This is a genomic window from Nonomuraea helvata (assembly GCF_039535785.1).
GTDB lineage: Bacteria > Actinomycetota > Actinomycetes > Streptosporangiales > Streptosporangiaceae > Nonomuraea > Nonomuraea helvata.
Map to the genome: position 1 here is coordinate 1,296,960 of NZ_BAAAXV010000001.1, position 23,761 is coordinate 1,320,720.

The 23,761-nt window shown below is 71.3% G+C and carries 20 protein-coding genes; 16 read left to right on the plus strand and 4 right to left on the minus strand.

The annotated features are described in order from the left end of the window. Nucleotides 1-143 precede the first annotated feature (143 nt). From ABD830_RS05935 to ABD830_RS05945, 3 genes are all read left to right on the plus strand, one after another. Nucleotides 144-1,277, plus strand: a complete 1,134-nt coding sequence (locus tag ABD830_RS05935; RefSeq protein ID WP_344985356.1) for a cysteine desulfurase family protein — start codon at nt 144-146, stop codon at nt 1,275-1,277. Next, entirely contained in the window at nt 1,274-1,519 is a 246-nt protein-coding gene (locus tag ABD830_RS05940; protein ID WP_344985357.1) for a sulfurtransferase TusA family protein, read from the plus strand. The genes ABD830_RS05935 and ABD830_RS05940 overlap by 4 nt, the downstream gene beginning before the upstream one ends. Nucleotides 1,520-1,584: 65 nt before the next feature. Further along, on the plus strand, nt 1,585-2,019 hold the full coding sequence (locus ABD830_RS05945; protein WP_344985358.1) for a CBS domain-containing protein: 435 nt from the start codon (nt 1,585-1,587) through the stop codon (nt 2,017-2,019). A gap of 96 nt (nt 2,020-2,115) precedes the next feature. Here ABD830_RS05945 and ABD830_RS05950 read toward each other — a convergent pair whose 3' ends face one another. Together ABD830_RS05950 and erpA are read right to left on the minus strand one after the other, a co-directional pair. Then, entirely contained in the window at nt 2,116-3,102 is a 987-nt protein-coding gene (locus ABD830_RS05950) for a carbohydrate kinase family protein (protein ID WP_344985359.1), read from the minus strand. Nucleotides 3,103-3,199: 97 nt separating this feature from the next. Beyond that, entirely contained in the window at nt 3,200-3,553 is a 354-nt protein-coding gene (erpA, locus tag ABD830_RS05955; protein WP_043638338.1) for an iron-sulfur cluster insertion protein ErpA, read from the minus strand. A 158-nt stretch (nt 3,554-3,711) separates the two neighbouring features. On the opposite strand from erpA, the gene nadA reads away from it, so the two are divergent. Then, nucleotides 3,712-4,869 carry a quinolinate synthase NadA gene (gene nadA / locus ABD830_RS05960; protein WP_344985360.1) on the plus strand — a complete coding sequence of 386 codons (1,158 nt, stop codon included), beginning with the start codon at nt 3,712-3,714 and terminating at the stop codon, nt 4,867-4,869. A gap of 75 nt (nt 4,870-4,944) precedes the next feature. Here the strand turns inward: nadA and ABD830_RS05965 are convergent, their stop codons facing one another. Further along, nucleotides 4,945-5,781, minus strand: a complete 837-nt coding sequence (locus tag ABD830_RS05965; RefSeq protein WP_344985361.1) for an SDR family oxidoreductase — start codon at nt 5,779-5,781, stop codon at nt 4,945-4,947. 83 nt (nt 5,782-5,864) lie between these two features. Here ABD830_RS05965 and ABD830_RS05970 point away from each other — a divergent pair, with 83 nt between their 5' ends. The 7 genes from ABD830_RS05970 (at nt 5,865) to ABD830_RS06000 (ending at nt 14,784) form a co-directional block, all read left to right on the plus strand. Then, complete coding sequence (locus ABD830_RS05970; RefSeq protein ID WP_344985362.1) at nt 5,865-6,467, plus strand: TetR/AcrR family transcriptional regulator; 603 nt, start codon at nt 5,865-5,867, stop codon at nt 6,465-6,467. A 193-nt stretch (nt 6,468-6,660) separates the two neighbouring features. Further along, nucleotides 6,661-8,280, plus strand: coding sequence for an FAD-binding oxidoreductase (locus ABD830_RS05975; RefSeq protein WP_344985363.1), 1,620 nt, complete (start codon nt 6,661-6,663; stop codon nt 8,278-8,280). Nucleotides 8,281-8,399: 119 nt separating this feature from the next. Next, on the plus strand, nt 8,400-9,092 hold the full coding sequence (locus tag ABD830_RS05980) for an EthD domain-containing protein (protein ID WP_344985364.1): 693 nt from the start codon (nt 8,400-8,402) through the stop codon (nt 9,090-9,092). Continuing rightward, the gene (locus ABD830_RS05985; RefSeq protein ID WP_344985365.1) at nt 9,092-10,615 is read left to right on the plus strand and encodes a GMC family oxidoreductase; all 1,524 of its coding nucleotides are present in this window, start codon (nt 9,092-9,094) and stop codon (nt 10,613-10,615) included. Before ABD830_RS05980 ends, ABD830_RS05985 begins: the two co-directional genes overlap by 1 nt. A gap of 11 nt (nt 10,616-10,626) precedes the next feature. Continuing rightward, nucleotides 10,627-12,207, plus strand: a complete 1,581-nt coding sequence (locus ABD830_RS05990; RefSeq protein ID WP_344985366.1) for a GMC family oxidoreductase — start codon at nt 10,627-10,629, stop codon at nt 12,205-12,207. Nucleotides 12,208-12,304: 97 nt separating this feature from the next. After that, on the plus strand, nt 12,305-13,393 hold the full coding sequence (locus ABD830_RS05995; RefSeq protein WP_425567068.1) for an IS701 family transposase: 1,089 nt from the start codon (nt 12,305-12,307) through the stop codon (nt 13,391-13,393). Continuing rightward, nucleotides 13,372-14,784, plus strand: coding sequence for an ATP-binding protein (locus tag ABD830_RS06000; protein WP_344985368.1), 1,413 nt, complete (start codon nt 13,372-13,374; stop codon nt 14,782-14,784). Before ABD830_RS05995 ends, ABD830_RS06000 begins: the two co-directional genes overlap by 22 nt. A 6-nt stretch (nt 14,785-14,790) precedes the next feature. On the opposite strand, the gene ABD830_RS06005 is transcribed toward ABD830_RS06000, so the two are convergent. Then, entirely contained in the window at nt 14,791-16,419 is a 1,629-nt protein-coding gene (locus tag ABD830_RS06005; RefSeq protein WP_344985370.1) for an NAD(P)/FAD-dependent oxidoreductase, read from the minus strand. A 153-nt stretch (nt 16,420-16,572) separates the two neighbouring features. Between ABD830_RS06005 and ABD830_RS06010 the strand changes: the two genes are divergently transcribed. From ABD830_RS06010 to ABD830_RS06030, 5 genes are read left to right on the plus strand one after another with little or no spacing between them, the layout of a single operon-like run. Beyond that, nucleotides 16,573-17,397, plus strand: a complete 825-nt coding sequence (locus tag ABD830_RS06010; protein ID WP_344985371.1) for a type 1 glutamine amidotransferase domain-containing protein — start codon at nt 16,573-16,575, stop codon at nt 17,395-17,397. 2 nt (nt 17,398-17,399) lie between these two features. Beyond that, nucleotides 17,400-18,989 carry a thiamine pyrophosphate-binding protein gene (locus ABD830_RS06015; protein ID WP_344985372.1) on the plus strand — a complete coding sequence of 530 codons (1,590 nt, stop codon included), beginning with the start codon at nt 17,400-17,402 and terminating at the stop codon, nt 18,987-18,989. A gap of 10 nt (nt 18,990-18,999) precedes the next feature. Beyond that, on the plus strand, nt 19,000-21,396 hold the full coding sequence (locus tag ABD830_RS06020; protein WP_344985373.1) for an AGE family epimerase/isomerase: 2,397 nt from the start codon (nt 19,000-19,002) through the stop codon (nt 21,394-21,396). 7 nt (nt 21,397-21,403) lie between these two features. Next, nucleotides 21,404-21,739 (plus strand): STAS domain-containing protein, encoded by a 336-nt coding sequence (locus ABD830_RS06025; protein WP_344985374.1) that lies wholly within the window; start codon nt 21,404-21,406, stop codon nt 21,737-21,739. Then, nucleotides 21,736-23,751 (plus strand): glycogen debranching protein, encoded by a 2,016-nt coding sequence (locus tag ABD830_RS06030; RefSeq protein WP_344985375.1) that lies wholly within the window; start codon nt 21,736-21,738, stop codon nt 23,749-23,751. The genes ABD830_RS06025 and ABD830_RS06030 overlap by 4 nt, the downstream gene beginning before the upstream one ends. Nucleotides 23,752-23,761: the final 10 nt, after the last annotated feature.

The window sequence follows — 23,761 nt, forward strand, 5'->3', positions numbered from 1 at the left end:
TACCCCACAGATGAAGCCCAAGAGTCTCTCCCTTGGGCGCTCGTATTTCCATATGCACAGCTGATTGCAGACACATTAGCGTGCAGGTGCCTCGCCCTCCCGCGCGACCCCTCGATGGCGCCGCAAGTGGGACGATAAGTCTCGTGGCGTACTTCGACGCGGCTTCGAGCGAGCCGCTCCACCCTCAGGCACGCGAGGCGCTGCTGGCGGCGATCGACGTCGGCTGGGCCGACCCCGCGAGACTGTACGGCCAGGCCCGCCGCGCACACCTGCTGCTCGAGCAGGCCCGCACGGAGGTGGCCGAGGCGCTCGGCGCGCGTCCTGACGAGGTGTCGTTCACCTCGTCGGGCACGCAGGCCGTGCATCTCGGCGTGCTCGGCACCCTACACGGCAGGCGGAGGGTCGGGCGCCATCTGGTCACCAGCGCGGTGGAGCACTCCAGCGTGCTGCACGCCGGCGGAGTGCACGAACGCGACGGCGGCACGGTGGAGACGGTGGGCGTGGATCTGACGGGGCGGGTCGATCTCGACGGGTTCGCCGAGGCGGTCTCCCGTCCCGGCACCGCGCTGGCCTGCCTGCAGACGGCCAACCACGAGGTCGGCACGGCGCAACCGGTGGCCGAGGCGGCCGTGGCCTGCCGTTCCCACGGGGTTCCGCTGCTGGTGGACGCGGCTCAGACGGCCGGCAGGATGCCGATGCCACCCGGCTGGTCGGTGCTCACCGCCAGCGCCCACAAGTGGGGCGGCCCCGCCGGGGTGGGCGTGCTGGTGGTGCGCAAGGGCACGCGGTTCCGCTCGTTCCTGCCGGAGGACGAGCGCGAGCGGCGCCGGGTGCCGGGGTTCGAGAACGTGCCCGGCATCGTCGCGGCGGCGGCCGCCCTGCGCGCGATGGCCGCGGAGGCGGCGCAGGAGCAGGCGCGGCTGTCCGAGCTCGTCGACAGGATCAGGGAGACGGTGCCGAAGATCGTCCCGGACGTGGAGGTCATCGGCGATCCCATCGAGCGGGCGCCGCACATCGTGACCTTTTCGTGCCTGTACGTCGACGGCGAAGCCCTGTTGACCGAGCTGGACAAGGCCGGTTTCGCCGTTTCGTCAGGAAGTTCGTGCACCGCTAGTACGCTTCGTCCATCGCACGTTCTTGAAGCGATGGGCGTGCTGACGCATGGCAATGTCCGGGTGTCGCTGCCCAGGGGCACGTCCGCGGCCGAGGTCGACAGGTTCCTCGGCGTGCTGCCCGAGCTGGTGCGCCGCATCCGCCAGGACGCAGGAGTCGCATGACCGAGGTTACCCAGCCGGCTCTGACGATCGACGCGCTCGGGAAGAAGTGCCCGATCCCGATCATCATGCTGGCCGAGCAGATCAACTACGTCCCGCTCAACGCCGTGGTGGCCGTGCTGGCCGACGATCCGGCGGCTTATACGGACGTGCCCGCGTGGTGCAGGCTGAAGTCGCACCGGCATGTGGGCTCGTACGAGCTGCCCGGGGGCGGCTGGGCGATCCACGTAAGGCGCAATTACTGACTTTTCCCGAAGTGGGTGGGTAGGGGCTCCCCGTACGAGAAGTCACCGACTTTCGGGGGAAAGCCATGACAAGCGGACATCCGCACGAGACCGCCCGGGACCTGATGAGTCCCGGAGCGGAATGCATCGGGGCGCACGAGACGCTCGACCGGGCGGCGGAGATCATGCGCAACAGCAGCGTGGGATCGCTGCCCGTGTGCGGGCCGGACGAGCGCGTCAAGGGCATCATCACCGACCGCGACATCGTGATCAAGTGCATCGCGGCGGGACACGACCCGTCGAAGGTGACGGCGGGCGAGCTGGCAGGCGGGCTCGTCTTCGTCACCCCGGACACGAGCGTCGACGAGGCGCTCACCAAGATGGAGGAGAACCAGATCAAGCGGCTCCCGGTGCTGGAGGGCGACCGCATCGTCGGCATGATCAGCGAGTCCGACCTGGCCAGGCACCTGCCCGACGCCCAGCTCGCCGAGTTCATGCACCACGTGTACGCGAGGGGCTGAGCCCGGCACGGGACGCGGGTCCGTACCGGAGGATCTGGGACAGGAACCACGGAGGCCGCCCCGCCGCGCACGTCGGGCGGGGCGGCTCATTCATGGCTACGGGTGGTAGCAGCGGACGTGCTCGGCGATCTCCGCCGCGGCGTCGGCGCCGTAGGCGGCGCTGAACCGCTCGAGGAAGACCTGCTGGCCGAGTTCGTACTCCTGGCCGCCGACGCGCTCCAGCACGTGGGTGGCGGTCAGGTTGCCGATCTGGCCGCAGCGCTCCAGCGGCAGCCCCCAGGCCAGGCCCGACAGGAATCCGGCGCGGAAGGCGTCACCGACGCCCGTGGGGTCGGCCTTGCCGCGCTCCGGGGCGGGGGCGACGGCGATGGACGGCTCGCCCCTGCGGTCGATGACGGCGCCCTTGGGGCCGAGCGTGGTGATCCGGACGCCGACCCGGTCGAGGATCTCCTCGTCGGACCAGCCGGTCTTCTGCTCGATGAGCCCCTTCTCGTAGTCGTTGGAGAACAGGTACGCGGCGCCGTCGACGAGCTGGCGGATCTGCTCGTCCTCCATGCGCGCGAGCTGCTGGGAGATGTCGGCCGCGAACGGGATGCCGCGCTGGCGGCACTCGTCGGTGTGGCGCAGCATCGCGTCGGGGTCGTTGGGGCTGATCAGCACCAGGTCGAGGCCGCCCAGCCGGTCAGCGACGGGTCGCAGCTCGATCAGCCGCGCCTCGGCCATGGCGCCGGTGTAGAACGAGGCGATCTGGTTGTGATGCTGGTCGGTGGTGCACAGGAAGCGCGCGGTGTGCTGGGTCTCCGAGATGTGCACGGAGTCGCAGTCGACGCCGTGGCGCTCCAGCCACGAGCGGTAGTCGGCGAAGTCGTTGCCGACGGCGCCCACGAGGATGGGCTTCAGGCCCAGGCAGGCCATGCCGAACGCGATGTTCGCGGCGCACCCGCCGCGACGGATCTGAAGGTCATCGACCAGGAACGAGAGTGACACCCGGTCAAGCTGCTCGGCGATCAGCTGATCGCCGAAACTTCCTGGGAAGGTCATCAGGTGGTCTGTCGCGATGGAGCCGGTAACGGCGATGCGCACGGGATTCTTCTTCCTCGTTGTCAGCAGGCCAATGAGCCCCACGAGAATACGCGAAGGTCCCGCTCGCCTGAAGCAAGCGGGACCGCGCAAGCCACCCCTAGTTGAACGAGTCGCCGCAGGCGCAGGAGCCCGTGGCGTTGGGGTTGTCGATGGTGAAGCCCTGCTTCTCGATGGTGTCGACGAAGTCGATGGAGGCACCCATCAGGTAGGGAGCGCTCATGCGGTCGGTGACCACGCTGACGCCCCCGAAGTCCGACACCACGTCCCCGTCCATCGAACGGTCGTCGAAGAAGAGCTGGTAGCGCAGGCCGGAGCAACCACCCGGCTGCACGGCGACCCGCAGCTGCAGACCTTCCTCGCCCTGCTGCTCCAGCAGGCTCTTGACCTTGGCCGCGGCCGCGTCGGTCAGGATCAGGCCCTGCGCCGTGGTCTCGCTGCTCTCAACCGTCATCTGCTGACTCCCTAACCCGGCTGTCTGTTTCCGACGTCCTACTAATGACGCTACCAACACCTGGCCCATGCCACACATTCCCGTGGTACCCGCCCCCCGTAATAAGCAGGTTCGTCCGTGTGCCATCATGAGTATCGTCAATTCGACGATAAGGGGGTATGGCCATGGCCACCCAGACTGGGCTGCCGCTCTTCGTCCTCGGCCAGGGCGCCGATCCGCACAGCGAGAAGGGGGTCGAGTGCCCGGGCGAGCTGCCGCCCGCCTCTGACCCGGACCTGGTGGAACGGGCCCGCAAGGCGAAGGAGGCGCTCGGGGAGCGCCTGTTCGTGCTCGGGCACCACTACCAGCGCGACGAGGTCATCCAGTTCGCCGACGTGACGGGCGACTCGTTCAAGCTCGCCCAGCAGGCGGCGGCCCGGCCTGCGGCGGAGTTCATCGTCTTCTGCGGGGTGCACTTCATGGCCGAGTCCGCCGACATCCTGACGGCCGACTCGCAGAAAGTGATATTGCCTGACATGGCGGCCGGGTGCTCGATGGCGGACATGGCCACGTTCGACCAGGTCGAGGAGTGCTGGGACGCCCTGGAGGACGCCGGCCTGGCCGACCGGGTGATTCCCGTCACGTACATGAACTCCAGCGCCGACATCAAGGCCTTCTGCGGCAGGAACGGCGGCGCGGTCTGCACCTCCTCCAACGCCCGCCGCGCCCTGGACTGGGCGTTCTCGCGCGGCGAGAAGGTGCTGTTCCTCCCCGACCAGCACCTGGGCCGCAACACGGCGGTGCTGGAGATGGGCATGTCCCTGGAGGACTGCGTCGTCTGGAACCCCCACCGCCCGAACGGCGGACTCACCCAGGAGCAGCTGGAGCGGGCGAGGATGATCCTCTGGCGCGGTCACTGCTCGGTGCACGGCCGCTTCACGGCCGACTCGGTCGACGACGTACGGGCCCGCATCCCCGGCGTGAACGTCCTGGTGCACCCGGAGTGCCGCCACGAGGTCGTGCTCAAGGCCGACCACGTGGGCTCGACCGAGCACATCATCAAGACGCTGGAGGCGGCTCCGGCGGGCTCGAGCTGGGCGATCGGCACGGAGCTCAACCTGGTCAAGCGCCTGGGCCAGATGTTCCCCGACAAGAGCATCTCGTTCCTGGACAGGACGGTGTGCTACTGCTCGACCATGAACCGGATCGACCTGCCGCACCTGGTGTGGGCCCTGGAGTCGCTGGTGCTCGGCGAGGTCGTCAACCAGATCACGGTGGACGAGGACACCGCCCACTGGGCCAAGGCCGCCCTGGACCGGATGCTGGCCCTCCCCTGACGGGACCGCCCCTCTGAACGGGCCTCCGGCCTTAAGGGTCGGAGGCCCGTTCGACGCGTTTGCGCCGACCGGTGCTCAGCGGAAGGCCGCGGCGTTGCGCCGGGCCCAGGCGGCGAACGGGTGGGCAGGCCGCCCCAGCACGCGCTCGACGTCCGGGCTGATCCGCTGCTCGGCCGTAGTCGGCTCCCCCAGGATGGCCAGAGTGGTGTCCGCGACCGGCTCCGGCATGAACGCCAGCATCCGCGCCCGTGCCTCCTCGCGGCTCTGCTCCACGAACGTGACCCGCTCCCCGATCGCCGCCCCGATGGCGGCCGCGCTCTGGCGCGGGGTCACCAGCTCGGGCCCGGTCAGCTCGTAGGTCCGGCCGTCGTGGCCGGGCCGAAGGAGCACCGCGGCCGCGACCTCGGCGATGTCGTCGGGGTCGATGAGCGGCAGCCCCACGTCGCCGAACGGCGCGGCGACCGTGCGCCGGGCGCGGACCGACTCCGCCCACGCGAAGGTGTTGGAGGCGAATCCGCCCGGTCGCAGGATCGTCCATCGCGCCCCCGAGTTCATGACCGCGCGCTCCACCTCCGCCCCGAACCGGCCGTGGGACGCGCTCTCCGGGCGGGTCACGACGCCCTGCGACGAGAGCAGGACGACCCTGTCCGGCCCGCTCACCGCGGCGACGATCTCCTTGGGGTCCGTGGCGAACAGGTCGCCGCCCGTGAGGAGGAACACCGCGTCGGCACCCTCCAGCACCGGGCGCAGGCTGCCGGGGTCGGACAGGTCCGCGCTGACAGCACGTACGCCCTCGGGCACATCCGCGCCGGTGATGCGGCGCGACACGGCCGTGACCTCCTCGCCCGCCTCGGCCAGCGACCGGACCAGGGTCCGGCCGACGTTCCCCGTGGCTCCCGTGACAACGATCATGATGGTTTCTCCCTTGAGTTAGTTAGTCGGCTGACTCACTTGGAAGAGACCGTAGCACGAATCCGGCGCCTATAGTTAGTCAGGTGACTGACTCAACGCGTTCCCGGGTGAAGACGGCGGCCGCCAAGCGTCAGCGGCTGATGGCCGCCGCCGCCCAGGTCGTGCACCGGCAGGGGGCGGAGCGCACCACCATCGCCGACATCGCGCACGCCGCGGACGTCCCCGTCGGCAACGTGTACTACTACTTCAAGACCAAGGACGAGCTGGTCGCGGCCGCGCTGGCCGAGCACGCCCGCCAGCTCGAGATCCTCACCGGCCGCCTGGAGGCCCTCGCCGACCCGAGGGAACGGCTCAAGAGCCTGGTGGAGTCGTGGGTCAGCCAACGGGACCTCGCCGCACGGTACGGCTGCCCGACCGGCACGCTCGCCGCCGAGCTGGACAAACGCGACGACGGCGGGCTGGACGTGGAGGCGGGCAGGGTCATCCGGCTGCTGATCGACTGGGCCGAACGCCAGTTCCGCGAGCTCGGGCAGCCCGACCCCGAAGGGCTCGCCCTGACGCTGGTCAGCGCCTACCAGGGGATGTCGTTGCTGGCCAACGCGCTCCGCGACCCCAGCATCATGACCCGGCAGGGCGCCCGCCTGCTCGACTGGCTCGACTCCCTGCCCGAGGCACCCGCCGTCTGAAGGCCCGACGGCGCGGGGGCCGTACTTCGTGATGTCGGCCGCGCTCTTCGTGAGGCAGGCGGCCGGAGGTAACGGACTCCGATCCTTTTTCGCGGCATCCGCGGGAGGTCGGGACACCATGAGGGAGTCCTGACGATCATCCTCGGAACCGCACGGTGGGACCCCACGTGGCACCCCCCGGGAAGGAACGATCATGAATGGTCCGTCGAGGCGGGGATTACTGGGCGGCGCCGCGCTGGCGGCGGGCGCCGTGACGCTCTCCGCGTCCTCCGCCCCAGCCGCCGCGTCAGCCGGTGGGCCGGTCACCGGCCCGGTCACCGTGTACCCGGGCGACCCCCGCTACCAGGAGCTGACCGTGGGCTACAACCAGCGCTGGGTCGGCGCGCCCGATTACGTGCGCGTGGTCAGCTCGACCGCCCAGGTCGTCGCCGCGGTGCAGGAGGCGGTCGACGCGCGCAAGCGGATCTCGGTGGTGTCCGGCGGCCACTGCCTGGCCCCGTTCGTGTTCAACTCCGACGTGGACGTCGTCATCGACCTGTCCGGGCTGGACGCGGTCTACTTCGACCAGCAGCGGGGCGCGTTCGCGGTCGAGGGCGGCGCACGGCTGTCGGGCGTCTACGACACGCTGTTCAAGAAGTGGGGCGTGACGATCCCCGGCGGGATGTGCCCCACGGTCGGCATCGGCGGCCACGCCACCGGCGGCGGGTACGGCTTCCTGTCCCGGCAGTTCGGGGCCGTGATCGACCACCTGGCGGCGGTCGAGGTCGTGGTCGTGGACCGCTCGGGCACCGCCCGCGCCGTGACGGCCTCGCGCGACCCGGCCGATCCCAACCGCGACCTGTGGTGGGCGTGCGCCGGCGGCGGGGGCGGCAACGTCGGCATCGTCACCCGCTTCTGGTTCCGGACGCCGGGCACGACCGGCGCCAACCCGAGCCGCCTGCTCGTCAACCCGCCCAAGGACGTGCTGCTCAGCGCCGTCGGCATCCCGTGGAGCATGCTGGACCGCACGAAGTTCGCCACCCTGGTCACGAACTGGGGCTCCTGGTACGAGGGGCACGCCGCGCCCGACTCCCCCGCCAGGATCCTGTCCGGCGTCGCGTCGCTGTCGCACCGCTCGAGCGGGAACGTCTTCCTGCTGACCCAGGTCGACGCCACCGCCCCGGACGCGGCGCGGATCCTCGGCGACTACCTCGGCGCCCTGACCGCCGGGCTCGGCGCCGACGCCGTGGTGGCGGCCCAGCCGGCGCAGCGGCTGCCCTGGCTGCGCGCGGTCAAGCTGATCGCCGCCAGCATCCCCTCGTTCATCAACCCGACGCTGCGCGGCTCCTCCAAGTCGGCCTACCTGCGGCGCTCGTACACGGCCGAGCAGGCGGGCAAGATGTACGACGCGCTCACCCGTACGGACTTCGCCAACCCGGCGGCCGCGGTGACGCTGGCCGGGTTCAGCGGCGGCGCGATCAACGCCGTCCCGGCCACGCGGACCGCGCTGGCGCACCGCGACGCCGCGTTCTGGACGCTGTTCGAGACCCAGTGGCAGGACCCGGCCGCCGACGCCGCCAACATCGGCTGGCTGCGCGACCTGTACGGCTCGGTATGGGCGGCCACCGGCGGCTACCCCGCCCCCGGCGACCAGGCCGACGGCTGCTACATCAACAACCCCGACCCCGACATCACCGACCCCGCGTTCAACCGCTCGGGCGTGCCCTGGCAGACGCTCTACTACAAGGGCAACTACGCCAAGCTTCAGCAGGTCAAGGCGGCCTACGACCCCCGCGACGTCTTCCGGCACGCGCAGTCGGTCTCGCTGCCGTAGCGGCACCTGGTCAAGTCCGCGCCGTACTTGACTTTGTCAGCGCGGCGCCACCGCGCCCGCTTCCCGGCGCGGATCCGCGCTCCTAGCGTCGAACACACCGAGTGACGGAGGAGAACACCGTGATCCATCAACTCATCTTCGCCGCGCCCAAGCCCGGGATGACGGAGGAGGAGTTCCAGCAGTACTGGCTGAACGTGCACGCCGTCCGGTACGCGAGCAAGATCCCGCAGATCAGGAAGTACCTGATCGACACCCGGATCCCGTTGTCGCCCGACGAGGGCGAGCCGCTGTGGAGCGGTGTCGCGGAGATCTGGCTGCGCGACGAGCGGGAGCAGCTCGAGTCGCTGCAGACGCCCGAGTTCCTGGAGGGCGCGCGGATGGACGAGCCGCGCTGGGCGGCGTTCTGGCGCACGGTCGTGCTCGACACCGACGCGCACGAGCTGGTGCCGGGACCCGAGCTCGCCCCGCCGGCGGGCGTGAAGCTGATCGTGCTGGTCAAGCGGCGGGAAGGGCTGCCGCTGGCCGACTTCAGGAGCGCGGGTCTCGGCCCGCACGCCGAGCTGGTCGCGCAGGTGCCGGGAGTGCGGCGCTACCTCCAGTGTCACGTCAGGGACGGCGCGTACGCCATCGGCGAGACGGTGCTGGACGCCGCCCACCTGCTGTGGTTCGACGACAGGGACGCCATGGAGGCGGCGCTCGGCTCCCCCGAGTACGCCAAGGTCGAGGCCGACCTGGAGACGCTGGCCGAGCCGAGGTACGTGCACCGGCTGGCCGTCACCGAGCACTGGGTCATCGGGCCGGAGAGCCGCTGATGTCCGCCGGAAGCCAGAGAGACCAGGGAGACCGGGGATACGACTACGTCGTCGTGGGCGCCGGCGCGGCCGGGGCGGTCGTCGCCGCCAGGCTCGTCGAGCGGACCGAGGCACGCGTGCTCCTGCTGGAGTCCGGCGGCGACGCCGGCCTGCCGGCCATCCGCCAGACGGGCATCCCGGGCATGGCCTCGCTGTGGGGGGACCCGGCCGTGACGTGGCCGTACGTCACGGTCCCGCAGGCCGGGCTCGGCTGGCGGACGATCCCGCTGCCCCAGGGCAGGGTGCTGGGCGGCGGCAGTTCGGTCAACGCCATGCTGTACGTCCGTGGCAACCGCCGCGACTTCGACGGCTGGGCCGCCCAGGGCAACGAGGGCTGGTCGTACGACGAGGTGCTGCCCTGCTTCAAGCGGGCCGAGGACTACGAGGACGGCGCCGGGCCGTACCACGGGGCGGACGGGCCCATGAAGGTGGCCCGCCTGTCCGCGATGTCGGAGGTGTCGCGCGCCTTCCTCCGGGCCGCCTCCGACCTGGGCTTCCCCGGCGGCGAGGACTGGGACTACAACGGCGCCGCGCAGGAGGGCGCCTTCGCCTACCAGTCCTTCAGGACGAAGGACAACCAGCGCTCGAGCACGGCGTTCGCCTACCTCGACCCACTGCGCGGGCATCCCCGCCTCACCGTCGAGACCGGCGCCACGGCGACCCGCGTGCTGCTGGACGGCACGACGGCCACGGGCGTGGAGTACCTGCGGGACGGCGCCGTCCACCGCGCCGGGGCGAGCACCGAGGTGATCGTCTCCTGCGGCGCGCTGGCCACGCCCAAGCTGCTGATGCTCTCCGGGATCGGCCCGGCCGAATCCCTGCGCGAGCACGGGCTCGCGGTCGCCGCCGACCTGCCCGGTGTCGGCGCCGACCTGCACGACCACCTCATCCTCGGCGTGGCCTACGCCGCGCGCTCCGCCCTGCCGCTGCCCGAGCTGCTGGCGGAGGCGGGGCTGTTCCCACCGGACGACCCCGACCTGCAGCTGCTGTTCGGCCCCGTGCAGTTCGTGGCCGACGAGTACCGCATCGACGGGCCCGCCTTCACCTTCGCCCCCGTGCTCGCGCGGCCGCGCAGCAGGGGCAGGCTCGCCCTGCGGTCGGCGGACCCCGCCGACGCGCCCCTGGTCGACCCCCGCTACCTGGAGGACCCCGCCGACCTGGTGGCGCTCGTGCGCGGGATCGAACTGTCCAGGGAGCTGGCGCACACCAGCGCCATGTGCTCCTTGCACGACCGCGAGAGCGCGCCCGGCCACGGCGCCGACCTGGCCGCCTACGTCCGCGCCACCGCGACCACCGTGTGGCATCCGGTGGGCACCTGCCGCATGGGGCGTGACCCGCTGGCCGTGGTCGACCCGGCGCTGCGCGTGCACGGGGTCGAGCGGCTGCGCGTCGCCGACGCCTCGATCATGCCGTCCATCACCACGGGCAACACCGCCGCCGCCACCGTCATGATCGGGGAGCGCGCGGCCGACCTGCTCACATGAAGGAGCCGACCGTGCCAGACAGCTACAGGTACATCGTCATCGGCGCCGGAGCGGCCGGATCGGTGGTGGCCGCCCGGCTCAGCGAGGACCCCGACGCCTCCGTGCTGCTCCTGGAGGCGGGCGACGCACAGGTCACCGACGCGGTCACCACGCCGTGGCGGTGGAACGAGGTGCTGCTGACCGACCTGGACTGGGCGTACATGAGCGAGCCCCAGCCCGGCCTGGCCGGCAACCGCGTCTACTCGGCCGCCGGCCGCGGCCTGGGCGGCACCTCGAACATCTACCACATGATGCACACCAGGGGCCGCCCCCAGGACTACGACGACTGGGCCTACCACGGGTGCCCCGGCTGGTCCTTCGACGACGTGCTGCCCTGGCTGCAGCGCCTGGAGGACCAGCGCGACGGGCACAACCCGCTGGCCGGCAAGGACGGTCCGATGACCGTGGCCGACGCGGCCGAGACGGGCAACCCGGTGTCGGAGACGTTCATCGAGGCCTGCGTCGAGCTCGGCCATCCGCGCCTGGACGACTTCAACGCGGGCCTGTTCGGCGCGGGCTGGCACCACGTGAACATCAAGGACGGCCGTCGCAGGGGCGCCCGCGAGTCCTACCTCGATCCGGCGCTCGACCGGCCCAACCTCACCGTGCTGACCGCGGCACCGGCGGCACGGCTGCTGTTCGAGGGGACCCGCTGTGTCGGCGTGGAGTACCTGCGCGAGGGCCGCACGCACACGGCGCGGGCCGAGGCCCAGGTGGTGGTCTGCGCGGGCGCCATCCAGTCGCCCAAGCTGCTGCTGCTGTCGGGCCTGGGCCCGGCCGACGACCTGGCCGGGCTCGGCATCCCGATCGTGGCCGACCTGCCCGGGGTGGGGGCCAACTTCCACGACCACCCGCTGGTCATCGGGCCGATCGGCTACCTGGCCGAGCCGGGCGACGACCCGCGCGGCAACGTGACCGAGGTGGCGCTCTTCTGCGGGTCGCAGGACGGGCTGCCCGTCCCCGACCTGGAGGTCGCGCTGGTGCACCGCGCGCCGTTCGGCGAGAAGTTCTTCGCCAACGTCATCCGCCGCGTGCAGACCGGCCAGCCGGTCGCGCCGGTGCGGGAGCTGGTGGACCCGCACGTGGTCCTCAGCCTGACCGGCCTGGTGGGGCCGGTCTCGCGGGGATGGGTACGGCTGGCGGGCACCGACCCGACCGCCTACCCGCGGATCAACGCCAACTACTTCGGCGACCCGGTCGACCTGGAGCGCACGGTCACCGCCGTGGAGGTCGCCAGGGACATCTACCGCACCAAGGCGTTCACCGGCAGGTGGGGGCTGTCCGAGGTCGCACCGGGGCCGGACGTGACCACCCGCGACGAGCTGCGCGCCTGGGTGAAGGCCAACACCGGCTCGTACTACCACTTCGCCGGCTCCTGCCGGATGGGCAGCGACGCCTCGGCCGTGGTGGACCCCCGGCTGCGGGTGCGCGGCGTGGAGGGGCTGCGCGTGGCCGACGCCTCCGTCATGCCCTCGCTGGTCAACGCGCACCCGCACACCACGGTGGTGATGATCGGCGAGCGCGCGGCCGATCTCGTCCGTTCTCAAAAGTAGAAGCGAGAGTGCCAGCACAACTTCGTCCTGTCAGCCGGCCCCGAACATTTCAATAATTCCAGGAAAGGGGGACGTTCGATTTATAGGGGTTGGTCGTATGGCCATCTACTCGGATTTGGATACGCGACAGATTTGGCTCTCTCCTTTGTGTGAGGACCTGTTCGCGTCGTTTCTCCGTTCTGATCAGCGGCGATGGGGCGAGGTCTACGTCCAGGGCCTGGTCTCCGTACCCGGCCGCAAGTCGATCCGCCGGATCTCCACCCAGGTCGTGGGGCGGCCGGTCGACCAGTGCCTCCAGCAGTTCATCAACCAGAGCCCCTGGGACTGGGCGCCCGTACGGCAGCGCCTGGCCCAGCTGCTCGCCGGGGCGATCCGCCCGAAGGCGTGGGTGCTGGAGGAGGTCGTCTTCCCGAAGAACGGGTCCAAGTCGGTGGGCGTGGCGCGGCAGTTCGTCAACTCCGCGGGCCGCCTGCTCAACTGCCAGCTCGGCCTGTCGGTCGTGATGGTGGGAGAGGACGGCGGTTGCCCGGTCAACTGGCGGCTGCTGCTCCCCCGCTGCTGGGACGATGACGACGGCCTGCGCAGCCGGGCCCGCGTGCCGGCTCACGAGCGGAGCCAGCCGCACTGGCGCCACCTGCTGCAGGCCATCGACGAGATGGTGATCGACTGGGGGCTGCCTCCCGCGCCCATCGTGGCGGACGGCAGGTCGATGCCCGGCGTGGAGCTCCTCCTCGCCGGACTCGCCGAGCGCGGGCTGCCCTACCTCGTCCGCGTCTCCCCCGGCACGCTGCCGGCCGGCGGGGCCGGCCTGCCCGCGCGCCCCGTGCTGGAGCCGCTCAGGCCCCGGCTGCAGGTGGTCCAGGGGCAGGCGGGCACGCGGCCCCTGCGCTACCAGCAGGGACCGGGCCATCGGTGGTACCCGCGCTCGGGGGCGCGGGCGATATGGCTGACCGACCTGGGCCGCAACCGGGTGCCCGACCTGGCGGGGCTGGTCGGGTTACGCAACAGGGCGGCGTCCGTGCTCGCGTCGGTCGCCGCCGACTCCGGCCTGCAGCACTTCGAGGGCCGCTCGTTCCAGGGCTGGCACCACCACGTCACGCTGGTGTCGGTGGCCCACGCGTACCGGCTGCTTCGCGGCCTGGACGGACGGGAGGCGGAGGAACTGTGCCTGCGCCCGCATGGCTGACCGACCGGCTCGCCGGGATCGAGCTGTTCGCCGGGCTGTCGAGCGAGCAGCTCGACTGGCTGGCGTGCGCCGGGACGGTCAAGGAGCTCGGCGACGGTGAGCCGCTGTTCGTCGAGGGCGCGCCCGCCGACGCCTTCTACGTCCTGCTGGACGGCGAGATCGTGGTCTCGAAGCTGGTCGGCGGGCGGGAGCAGGTGCTCGCCCGGCACCTCGGCGACGTGCTGGAGCACCAGTTCATCGGCGAGCTGCCGCTGCTCACCAGCGACGAGTACCTCGCGACCGCGCTGGCCGTGGGGCCGGCGCGGGTGGTGGCCTACGGCAAGGACGCGTTCTTCGACCTGCTGGAGCGCTGCCCGCAGGTCTGCCGGGTGCTGCTGCCGGTGCTGGCCGGGCGCATCAACGCCATGGAGCGCCAGGCCGGGCGCAGCCGCATGCTCGAAGGGCTGGGCATGCTGGCGGCGGGCCTGGCGCACGAGCTGAACAACCCGGCGGCGGCCGCGCTGCGGGCCGCGCGGGAGCTGCGCGGGCTCGCGCCCCGCCTGGCCGCCGCCGCGGTCGAGTGGGGGCGCGCGGGCGAGGAGGCCGAGGTACGGCACGTCGCGCGGTTCCAGGACAGCCTGGGCTCCCGGGCCCCGCTGGACCCGCTGGCCGAGGCGGAGGCGGCCGACGACGTCGCCGACTGGCTGCGCGGACACGGCCTCGATCCCACTGCCGGCTGGGCCGCCGAGCTGGCCGACGACCTCGCCGAGCACGGCGTGGACGCCGCCGCGCTCGACGAGCTGGCCGCCGGTCTGCGGCCGGACGCCCTCGCCGCGGCGCTGGCGTACCTGGTGCCGGTGCTGCGCACCCGGACCCTCGCGGGCGACGCGGCCGAGGCGTCCGAGCGGGTGGTGGAGCTCGTACGGCGCACCTCGGCGTACACGAACCTGGACCGCGCACCCCAGCGGGACGCCGACCTGCGCGAGGGGCTGGAGGCCACGCTCGCCCTCATGGCGCCCAAGCTGCGCAACATCCGCGTACGCCGGGAGTACGGCGGCGTCCCCGACCTCCAGGCCTTCCCCAGCGAGCTGAACCAGGTCTGGACCAACCTCATCGACAACGCCGTGGACGCCATGGGCGGCGAGGGCGAGCTGACCATCAGCACCAGGCGGGAGGGCGACCACGCCGTGGTGGAGTTCCGCGACACCGGCCACGGCATCCCCGCCGAGGCGCTGCCGATGGTGTTCCAGCCGTTCTTCACCACCAAGGACCTGGGCAAGGGGACGGGTCTCGGGCTGCACGTCAGCATGGACATCGTGGCGCAGCGGCACGGCGGCTCGATGGAGGTCGACTCGCGGCCGGGCGACACGCGGTTCGTGGTGCGGCTGCCGCTGGCCCGGCTCCCCGAGTAGGACGGATCAGCTCTCCGAGTGGTAGCGGTGGATCATCGACACCGCCATGGCGCCCTCGCCGACGCCCGAGGCCAGCCGCTTGACCGAGTTGGCGCGCACGTCGCCGGCCGCGAACACGCCGGGCACGCTCGTCTCCAGCAGCAGCGGCGACCGGGGCAGGTCCCAGCCGGTCAGCCCGGCCACCGGGCCGAGGTCGGGGCCGGTGAGCAGGAAGCCGTGGGGGTCCCTGCGCACGAGGTGGTCCAGCCACTCGGTGCGCGGGCGGGCGCCGATGAACACGAAGACGTGCTCGGCCTCCCGCGTGGTCAGCTCGCCGCTGCGGGTGTCGCGCAGCGTGATGTGCTCCAGCCGGTCCCCGCCGCCGGCGGCGACCACGCAGGTGTTCGTCATGACCGTGATGTTGCCTCTCGCGGCGATCTCGTCCACCAGGTACGCGGACATGCCGCTGGCCAGGCTGTCCGCGCGCACCACCAGGGTGACGTGGCGGGCGTGCCGGGAGAAGTGCAGCACCGCCTGCCCAGCGGAGTTGGCGCCGCCCACGATCCACACGTGCCGCCCCACGCATGACTCGGTCTCCGACAGGGCCGCGCCGTAGTAGATGCCGGCCCCCTCGAAGCGGGCCGCGTCCTCGGCGTCGAGACTGCGGTACGACAGGCCGGGCGACAGCAGCACGGTGGCGGCGGTGATCTCCTTGCCGTCGGACAGGTTCAGCACGCACGCCCGGCCGGCCCGGCTCAGCCGCTCGGCCTCGACCGGGGCGAGCACGTCCACGCCGAACCTGCGGGCCTGCGCCATGGCGCGGCTGGTCAGGTCGACGCCGGAGATGCCGGACGGGAAGCCGAGATAGTTCTCGATCCGGCTGGAGGTGCCGGCCTGGCCTCCGGGGACGTACGCCTCGATGAGCAGCGTGGTCATCCCCTCCGACGAGGCGTAGACCGACGCGGCCAGCCCGGTCGGGCCGCCTCCGACAATGGCCAGGTCGTAGTGGGGGTGGCTGAGCTCCGTCGCCAGGCCGAGGGCCGCCACCACTTCGCCGTGCCCGGGGCGGGCCAGCCGGCGCCCGTCGGGCAGCACCACTTCGGGCGCCCCCGGGTCGCCCGGCTCCGCCTCCTCGAACCTGAACGGCAGCCGGTAGCGGGTGAGCAGGTCGCGCAGCCGGTGCGTGGCGGGCGCGTACCGGTGGCCGACCAGGCGGATGCCCTGGTAGGGGGCCTCATGGGCGGACTCCCAGTCCGACAGCAGGTCGTCGAGCACGGGGTAGAGCCGCTCCTCCGGCGGCTCCCACGGCTTGACGAGATAGTGGTCCAGCCGCACCTTGTTGATCGCCGAGATGGCGACGCTCGTGTCGGCGTAGGCCGTCAGCAGGACGCGGCGCGCGGCGGGGAAGCGCCGGCCGGCCTCCGCCAGGAACTCGATCCCGGTCATCTCGGGCATGCGCTGGTCGGAGAGGATCAGCGCGGCCTCCTCACGGCGCCCGCGCAGCCGGTCGAGGATCTGCGTGGCCTCCACCGGCGACCTCGTCGCCACGACCCGGTAACGCTGCTGGTAGGCGCGGGACAGATCGCGCCGCACCGCGCGGAGTACGTGGTCGTCGTCGTCCACGGCCAGCAGGACCGGCCGGCGCTGCTCAGGCATCACGACCCTCCAACAATCGACTGCGGCCATTCTTTCGCCATTTTCCGCGCGACCGCCCCGGACACCTGACGTAGTGCCGGCGAATTTCATTGACTTGACGGAATAGGCGGGCCGGGCTTGTCCCGGAAAACCACTCGTTGTTTGAATCCACGCATGACGCGCACCATTCTTATTGTTCTCTCCGAGTACGGATATTGGGGAGAGGAACTCGTCGGCCCGCTGGCCGCCTTCGACCGGCAGGGCTACCGGAGCGTGTTCGCCACCCCCACCGGCAAGCGGGCGCGGGCACTGCCGCCCAGTCTCGACCCCGGGTACGTGGATCCGCCGCTGGGCCGCTCCGTGACCACGCCGGAGGTGGCCGTGGCCGCCCGGCAGCTGGACGAGTCGGACCGGCTGGACGCCCCGGTCAGCCTGGCCGACTGGATCCCCGAACGCCCCTACAACAGCGAGGACGGATACCTCCGCAAGGTCGAGGCCTACTACCGGGAGCTCGGCCGGCTGGACCGGGACGTCGAGGAGTACGACGCCCTGGTGCTCGTGGGCGGCAGCGGCCCGATCGTGGACCTGGCCAACAACGGCCGGGTGCACGACCTGATCCTCGCCTTCGTGCGGGCGGACAAGCCGGTGCTCGCCGAGTGCTACGGCGTCGCCTGCCTGGCCTTCGCCCGAGACTGGGAGGACCGGGCGAGCATCCTGCGCGGCAAGCACGTGACAGGCCACTGCAAGGAGTACGACTACAAGGACGGCACCGGCTTCCTGGGGGTCGACTTCAACATGGGGCCGCCGCCGTACCCGCTGGAGTACATCCTGCGCGACGCCACCGCGCCCGACGGCCGCTACCACGGCAACGTGGGCAAGGAGACGTCGGTGATCGTGGACTTCCCGTTCGTGACGGGCCGCTCGACCCCCGACTCGTACCTGTCCGGCGAGAAGCTGGTCGAGGTGCTCGAGTCCGGCCTGCGCCGTTACGGCTGGTGACCATGGCGACCCGTCCCGCCAAGAAGGCGATCTTCGAGCAGTTCGCGGCCGACGGCATCTCGGTGATGTTCGGCAATCCGGGGACCGTCGAGCAGGGGTTCCTCGACGTGCTGGAGGACACACCGGGCTTCCGGTACGTCCTGGCGCTGCAGGAGTCGGCGGCGCTCGGCATCGCCGACGGCTACGCCCGCGCCACCGGCGGGCCCGCGCTGGTCCAGTTGCACAGCGGCGTCGGCCTCGGCAACGGCATCGGCCTGCTCTACCAGGCCAAGCGCGGCCACTCGCCGCTGGTGGTGATCGCCGGCGAGGCGGGCGTGCGGTACGAGGCCATGGACGGCCAGATGGCGGTGGACCTGGTGGCGATGGCCCGGCCGGTGACCAAGTACGCGACCAGGGTGACCCACCCCGGCTCGGTGCTGAGGGTGCTGCGGCGGGCGGTCAAGATGGCGATGACGCCGCCGCGCGGGCCGGTCTTCGTGGCGCTGCCGATGGACGTGCTCGACGAGGACACCGACGAGCCGGCCGTGGCCAGCACGGTCCCCAGCCGGGCCACGGTGCCCGTGCCGGAGGAGCTGGAGCGGGCCGCGGCCGTGCTGCGCGCCGCCCGGCGGCCCGTGGTGCTGGCCGGCGACGGGGTCTCGGTGTCCGGCGCGCAGGAGGAGCTGGCCAGGGTGGCCGAGGCGCTCGGCGCCCCGGTGTGGACGGTGAACTCCTCGGAGCTGACCATCGACACCACCCACCCGCTCCACCGGGGGGACCTCGGGCACATGTTCGGCGAGCACAGCGCCGCCGCGCTGGCCGGGGCCGACGCCGTGCTCGTCGTCGGGACGTACCTCTTCCCCGAGGTGTTCCCGCTGCTGACCAGCCCCTTCGCCGAAGGGACGAAGATCGTCCACATCGACCTGGACGACTACGAGATCGCCAAGAACCTGCCGGCCGACGTCGCGCTCGTCGCCGATCCCAAGCCGACCCTCGCGGCGCTGGCCGCACTGCTCGGCCCCGCCCGCCCCGTGCCCGCCCGCGAGCCGGCCGAGGCGTACGGCGAGAGCATGACGGACCTGTTCGCCGGCGAACTGGCCGCCCGGGCGGGCGACGGGCTGGTGATCTTCGACGAGGCGCTGACCGCCTCCCCCGCGCTGCTCAGGCGGCTGCCGCCGCGCAGGCCCGGCACCTACTTCCAGACCAGGGGCGGCTCGCTCGGCGTCGGCATCCCCGGCGCGATCGGGATCAAGCTGGCCCGCCCCGAGTCCGAGGTGGTGGCCTTCACCGGCGACGGCGGCAGCATGTACACCATCCAGGCCCTGTGGACCGCCGTCAGGTACGGCGTCGCCGCCCGCTTCGTGATCTGCGACAACCGCCGTTACCAGCTGCTCGACGACAACCTCGAACAGTACTGGCGCGAGCGCGGCATCGCCGCGCACCCCAACCCCGAGGGCTTCGACCTGTCCCACCCCCAGATCGACTTCGTGCGGCTGGCCGCGAGCCTGGGTGTCCCCGCCGTCAAGGTGAGCAAGCCCGCCCAGGTGGAGGCGGCGGTCCAGCGGATGCTGGCGGCGCCGGGGCCGTTCCTCGTCGATCTGATTACCACCTGAGAGGTACACCGTGCGTGAGAAGCGATTGGCCGGGCGCACCGTCGCGATCCTCATGGAGAGCGACTTCGTCGAGCAGGAGCTCCACTACTACCAGCGGCGTTTCACCGAGGAGGGGGCGCGGGTCGAGTTCCTCACGCGGCTGTGGGGGCAGGACTCGCTGACCTTCCACGGCCACGAGTTCAAGGAGCCGTTCACGGTGAGCGGCGACCTGGAGAGCGCCGATCTGAGGCGGATCGACGTGCTGATCGTGCCGTCCGGCATGGTGTCGGACCGGCTGCGCTACACCGAGGACGTCAACGAGCTCGCCCCCGCCGTACGGCTGCTGAAGGAGGCCTTCGACGACCACCGGATCGTCAAGGGCATCATCTGCCACGGCCTCTGGCTGGCGGCGCCCATCGCCGACGTGGTCAAGGGCCGCCGTGTGACGTGCCACAACAACCTGATCGGCGACGTGCGCAACATGGGCGCGCTCTACACCGACCAGGACGTCGTGGTGGACCGCGACCTGGTGACCGGCCGGACGGCCGAGCACTGCGCCGCCTTCGCCCGCATGATCATCGACCTGGTGGCCGCCGACCGCGGCTCCGAGACGGTCTACCGGCCCGACTTCACCTTCTCCGACCTGGTCGCCGGCTATGTCACCGCCTTCGAGCACGGCGAGATCAGCCTGCGCACCAACGACGGGCGGGCGGTGCGGGTGCGCCTGACCGGCACCACCTCCGCCGAGTTCGTGCGCAACCTCTCGGAGCCGTACCTCGACGCCTCGGCGCACCTGGATCAGCTGCTCACGCCGGGCACCTACGTGTTCGTCAAGGGGATCTTCTACTACGAGAACGGCTCCTACACGATCGAGGCCAAGGCGCTGACGTTCCTGGGCAGGCAGCCGGGCCAGTACGCCTTCGAGCAGCCCGACTGGTGGGTCAAGCAGATCCGCGAGCTGGGCCGCTTCTACCGCAAGGCGCAGTTCGGGGCCGACGGCCCGATCGACTACTCGGCGTACCGGACCATGCTGCGGCTGGGCGGCGAGAAGGCCGGCCAGGACGTGCAGGAGACCGACACGATCTCCCGGATGGTCTACGGGATGTCCTCGGCCTACATGCTCACGGGCGAGGAGGACTTCCTGGAGGTGGCCGAGCAGGGCGCCGCCTACCTGCGCGAGCACATGCGCTTCGTGGACCGCGACGAGGACGTCGTGTACTGGTACCACGGCATCGACGTGCGCGACGGGGTCGAGCGCAAGCTGTTCACCTCCGAGTTCGGCGACGACTACGACGCCATCCCGATGTACGAGCAGATCTACGCCCTGGCCGGCCCCACCCAGCTCTACCGGCTCACCGGAGACCCGCGCATCGCCGCCGACATCGACGGCACGCTGCGGCTGTTCCGCAAGTTCTTCCACGACCCCGAGCGGGGCGGCTACTTCTCGCACATCGACCCGATCCTGCTCAGCCCGCACCACGAGTCACTGGGCCCGAACCGGTCGAGGAAGAACTGGAACTCCGTCGGCGACCACGCCCCCGCCTACCTCATCAACCTGCTCCTGGCCACCGGCGACGAGCGGCACGCCGACATGCTCGAGGAGACGTTCGACCTCATCGTCAAGCACATGCCGAGGAAGGACAGCCCGTACGTGCAGGAGCGCTTCCACGCGGACTGGACGCCGGACACCACCTGGCACTGGCAGCAGGACAGGGCGGTCGTCGGGCACAACCTCAAGATCGCCTGGAACCTCATGCGGATGATGTCGATCCGGCCCAAGGATCGCTACCGGGCGCTGGCGAACGAGATCGGCCAGAAGATGCCGGGCCTCGGCAGCGACCCGCAGCGCGGCGGCTGGTACGACGTGGTCGAGCGCAGGCTCGCCCCCGGCCAGCACGTCCACCGGTTCGTCTGGCACGACAGGAAGGCCTGGTGGCAGCAGGAGCAGGCGATCCTCGCCTACCAGATCCTGGCGGGGCTGGGCGGCGAGGAGGAGTTCGTGCGCAGGGCGCGGGAGTCGGCCGCCTTCTACAGCGCCTTCTTCCTCGACCACGACGAGGGTGGCATCTACTTCAACGTGCTCGCCGACGGCCACCCGTACCTGCTCGGCACCGAGCGGTTCAAGGGCAGCCACTCGATGAGCATGTGCCACGCGGCCGAGCTCTGCTTCCTGGCGACCGTCTACCAGCGGCTGCTGCTCGACAAGGAGCCGCTGACGCTGTGGTTCCGGCCGCGGCCCGACGGGTTCACCGACCGGGTCCTGCGGGTCGCGCCCGACGCGCTGCCGCCCGGCCGGGTCCGGCTGGAGTGGGTCGAGGTGGACGGCTCGCCGTACCAGCTCTTCGACGCCGCGGCGATGACGGTGAAGCTGCCCGACTCCGCCGGGCCGGTGACGGTGCGCGCCCACCTCGCGCCCGTGGAGGAGTGACATGACCATGCGACTGCAACGAGAGCTGCGCGGCGGGGTCACCGTCATCAGCATGGACGGCCAGCTGGACAGCGAGACCGCGCCCCGGGTCCAGCAGGACCTGCAGGCGCTCTTCCCCGAGGAGGGTCTGGTCGTGCTGGACCTGTCCCGGACGCTGTACATGTCGAGTGCGGGCCTGCGGGTGCTCCTGCTGATCTACCGGCAGGCCCAGCACAGCACGGTACGCCTGGCGCTGACGGGGCTGTCCCCCGACGTGCGCGCGATCATGGACGCGACCGGGTTCCTCGGATTCTTCACCGTGGTGGAGTCCGTCGAAGAAGGCGTGGAGGCGTTGACTGTATGACCATCCTGGAGCCGATCGACGCTTACCCCACGCAGCGGATCGCCGGATACCCCGTGCGCGCTGGGCGGTCGCTGCCGTTCGGCGCCACGCGGGTGCCCGGGGGTGTCAACTTCTCGGTCTTCTCCAACCACGCCACCTCGGTGACGCTGGTGCTCTACCGGGAGGGCGAGCCCGAGCCGATGGCCGAGCTGCCCTTCCCGGAGTCGTTCCGGGTGGGCAGCGTCTACGCGATGACCGTGTTCGGCCTCGACGTCGAGCGACTGGAGTACGGCTATCGCGTGGACGGCCCCCGCCGGCCGTGGCAGGGCCACCGCTTCGATCCGGACACCGTGCTCAGCGACCCGTACGCCAGGATGCTGACCGGCCACGGCCCCTATCGGCACAGGTCGCGGGTGACGCTGGACGACTTCGACTGGGAGGACGACCGCCCGCCGCGCCTGCCGCACGAGGACCTGGTGATCTACGAGCTGCACGTGCGCGGTTTCACCCGGCACCCCTCCTCCGGGGTCTCGGCGCCGGGCACGTACGCGGGGCTCGTGGAGAAGATCCCGTACCTGCGGGAGCTGGGGGTCAACTGCGTCGAGCTGATGCCGGTGTTCGAGTTCGACGAGACCGACAACGTGTTCACAGGCGTCAACTACTGGGGGTACAGCCCCATCGGGTTCTTCGCCCCCAAGGCGTCCTACGCGGCCACCGGCCGCGACCACATGCAGGTGGACGAGTTCAAGCACCTGGTCAAGGAGCTGCACCGGGCGGGCATCGAGGTGCTGCTCGACGTGGTGTTCAACCACACCGCGGAGGGCGACGAGCGCGGGCCGACGATCAGCTTCAAGGGGCTGGACAACGCCACCTACTACATGCTCACGGCCGACGGTCACTACTACAACTTCAGTGGCACGGGCAACACGCTCAACTGCAACCATCCGGTGGTGCGCGGGTTCGTGCTGGACTGCCTGCGTTACTGGGCCGCCGAGTGCCACGTCGACGGCTTCAGGTTCGACCTGGCGGCGATACTCGGGCGAGGGGCCGACGGCGAACTGCTGCACAACCCGCCGCTGCTGGAGTCGCTGGCGTACGACCCGATCCTGCGCGACCGCAAGCTGATCGCGGAGGCCTGGGACGCCGCCGGGCTCTACCAGGTGGGCAGCTTCCCCCACTACAGCCGCTGGTCGGAGTGGAACGGCCGCTACCGGGACACGGTGCGCAGATACGTCAAGGGCGACCTCGGCGTCACCGGGGAGCTGGCCACCCGCATGGTCGGCTCGCCCGACATGTACAGCCGCAGAGGGGCCGCGGCCACGGTCAACTTCGTCACCTCACACGACGGGTTCACGCTGCGGGACCTCGTGTCGTACGACCACAAGCACAACGAGGCCAACGGCGAGGGCAACGGGGACGGCGACGACGCCAACAACTCCTGGAACTGCGGGCACGAGGGCGAGACGGACGACCCGGCGGTGCTGGCGCTCCGCGCCCGGCAGCAGCGCAACGCGCTGCTGCTCCTGCTGGCCAGCCGGGGCGTGCCGATGCTGCTCGCCGGCGACGAGATCGGCCGCACGCAGCTCGGCAACAACAACGCCTACTGCCACGACGGGCCGCTCACGTGGCTCGACTGGGGGCTGCGGGAGCGCAACGCCGACCTGTTCCGCTTCACGCGGCGCGCCATCGCCTTCCGGCGGGCGCACCCGGTGCTGCGGGGCGGCTCTCCCGGCTCGGTCCACTGGCACGGCGTGCGTGCCTGGTCCCCGGACTGGGCGGCGCACTCGCGGGTGGTGGCCGCGCTGTTCGACGGGGGCGGGAACGACTGCGTGTACGTCGCCGCCAACTCCCACTGGGAGTCGCACACGCTCGAGCTGCCGGCCGCGCCGCGCGGGCAGACGTGGCACCTGTTCGCCGACACCGCCGCCGCCCCGCCGATGGACGCCTTCGAGCCGGGCTCCGAGCCGCCGCTGGCCAACCAGTCACAGCTGTCCATCGGACCCAGAAGCATCGCGATCTTGGTCACGCACTAGTGAAGGGAAG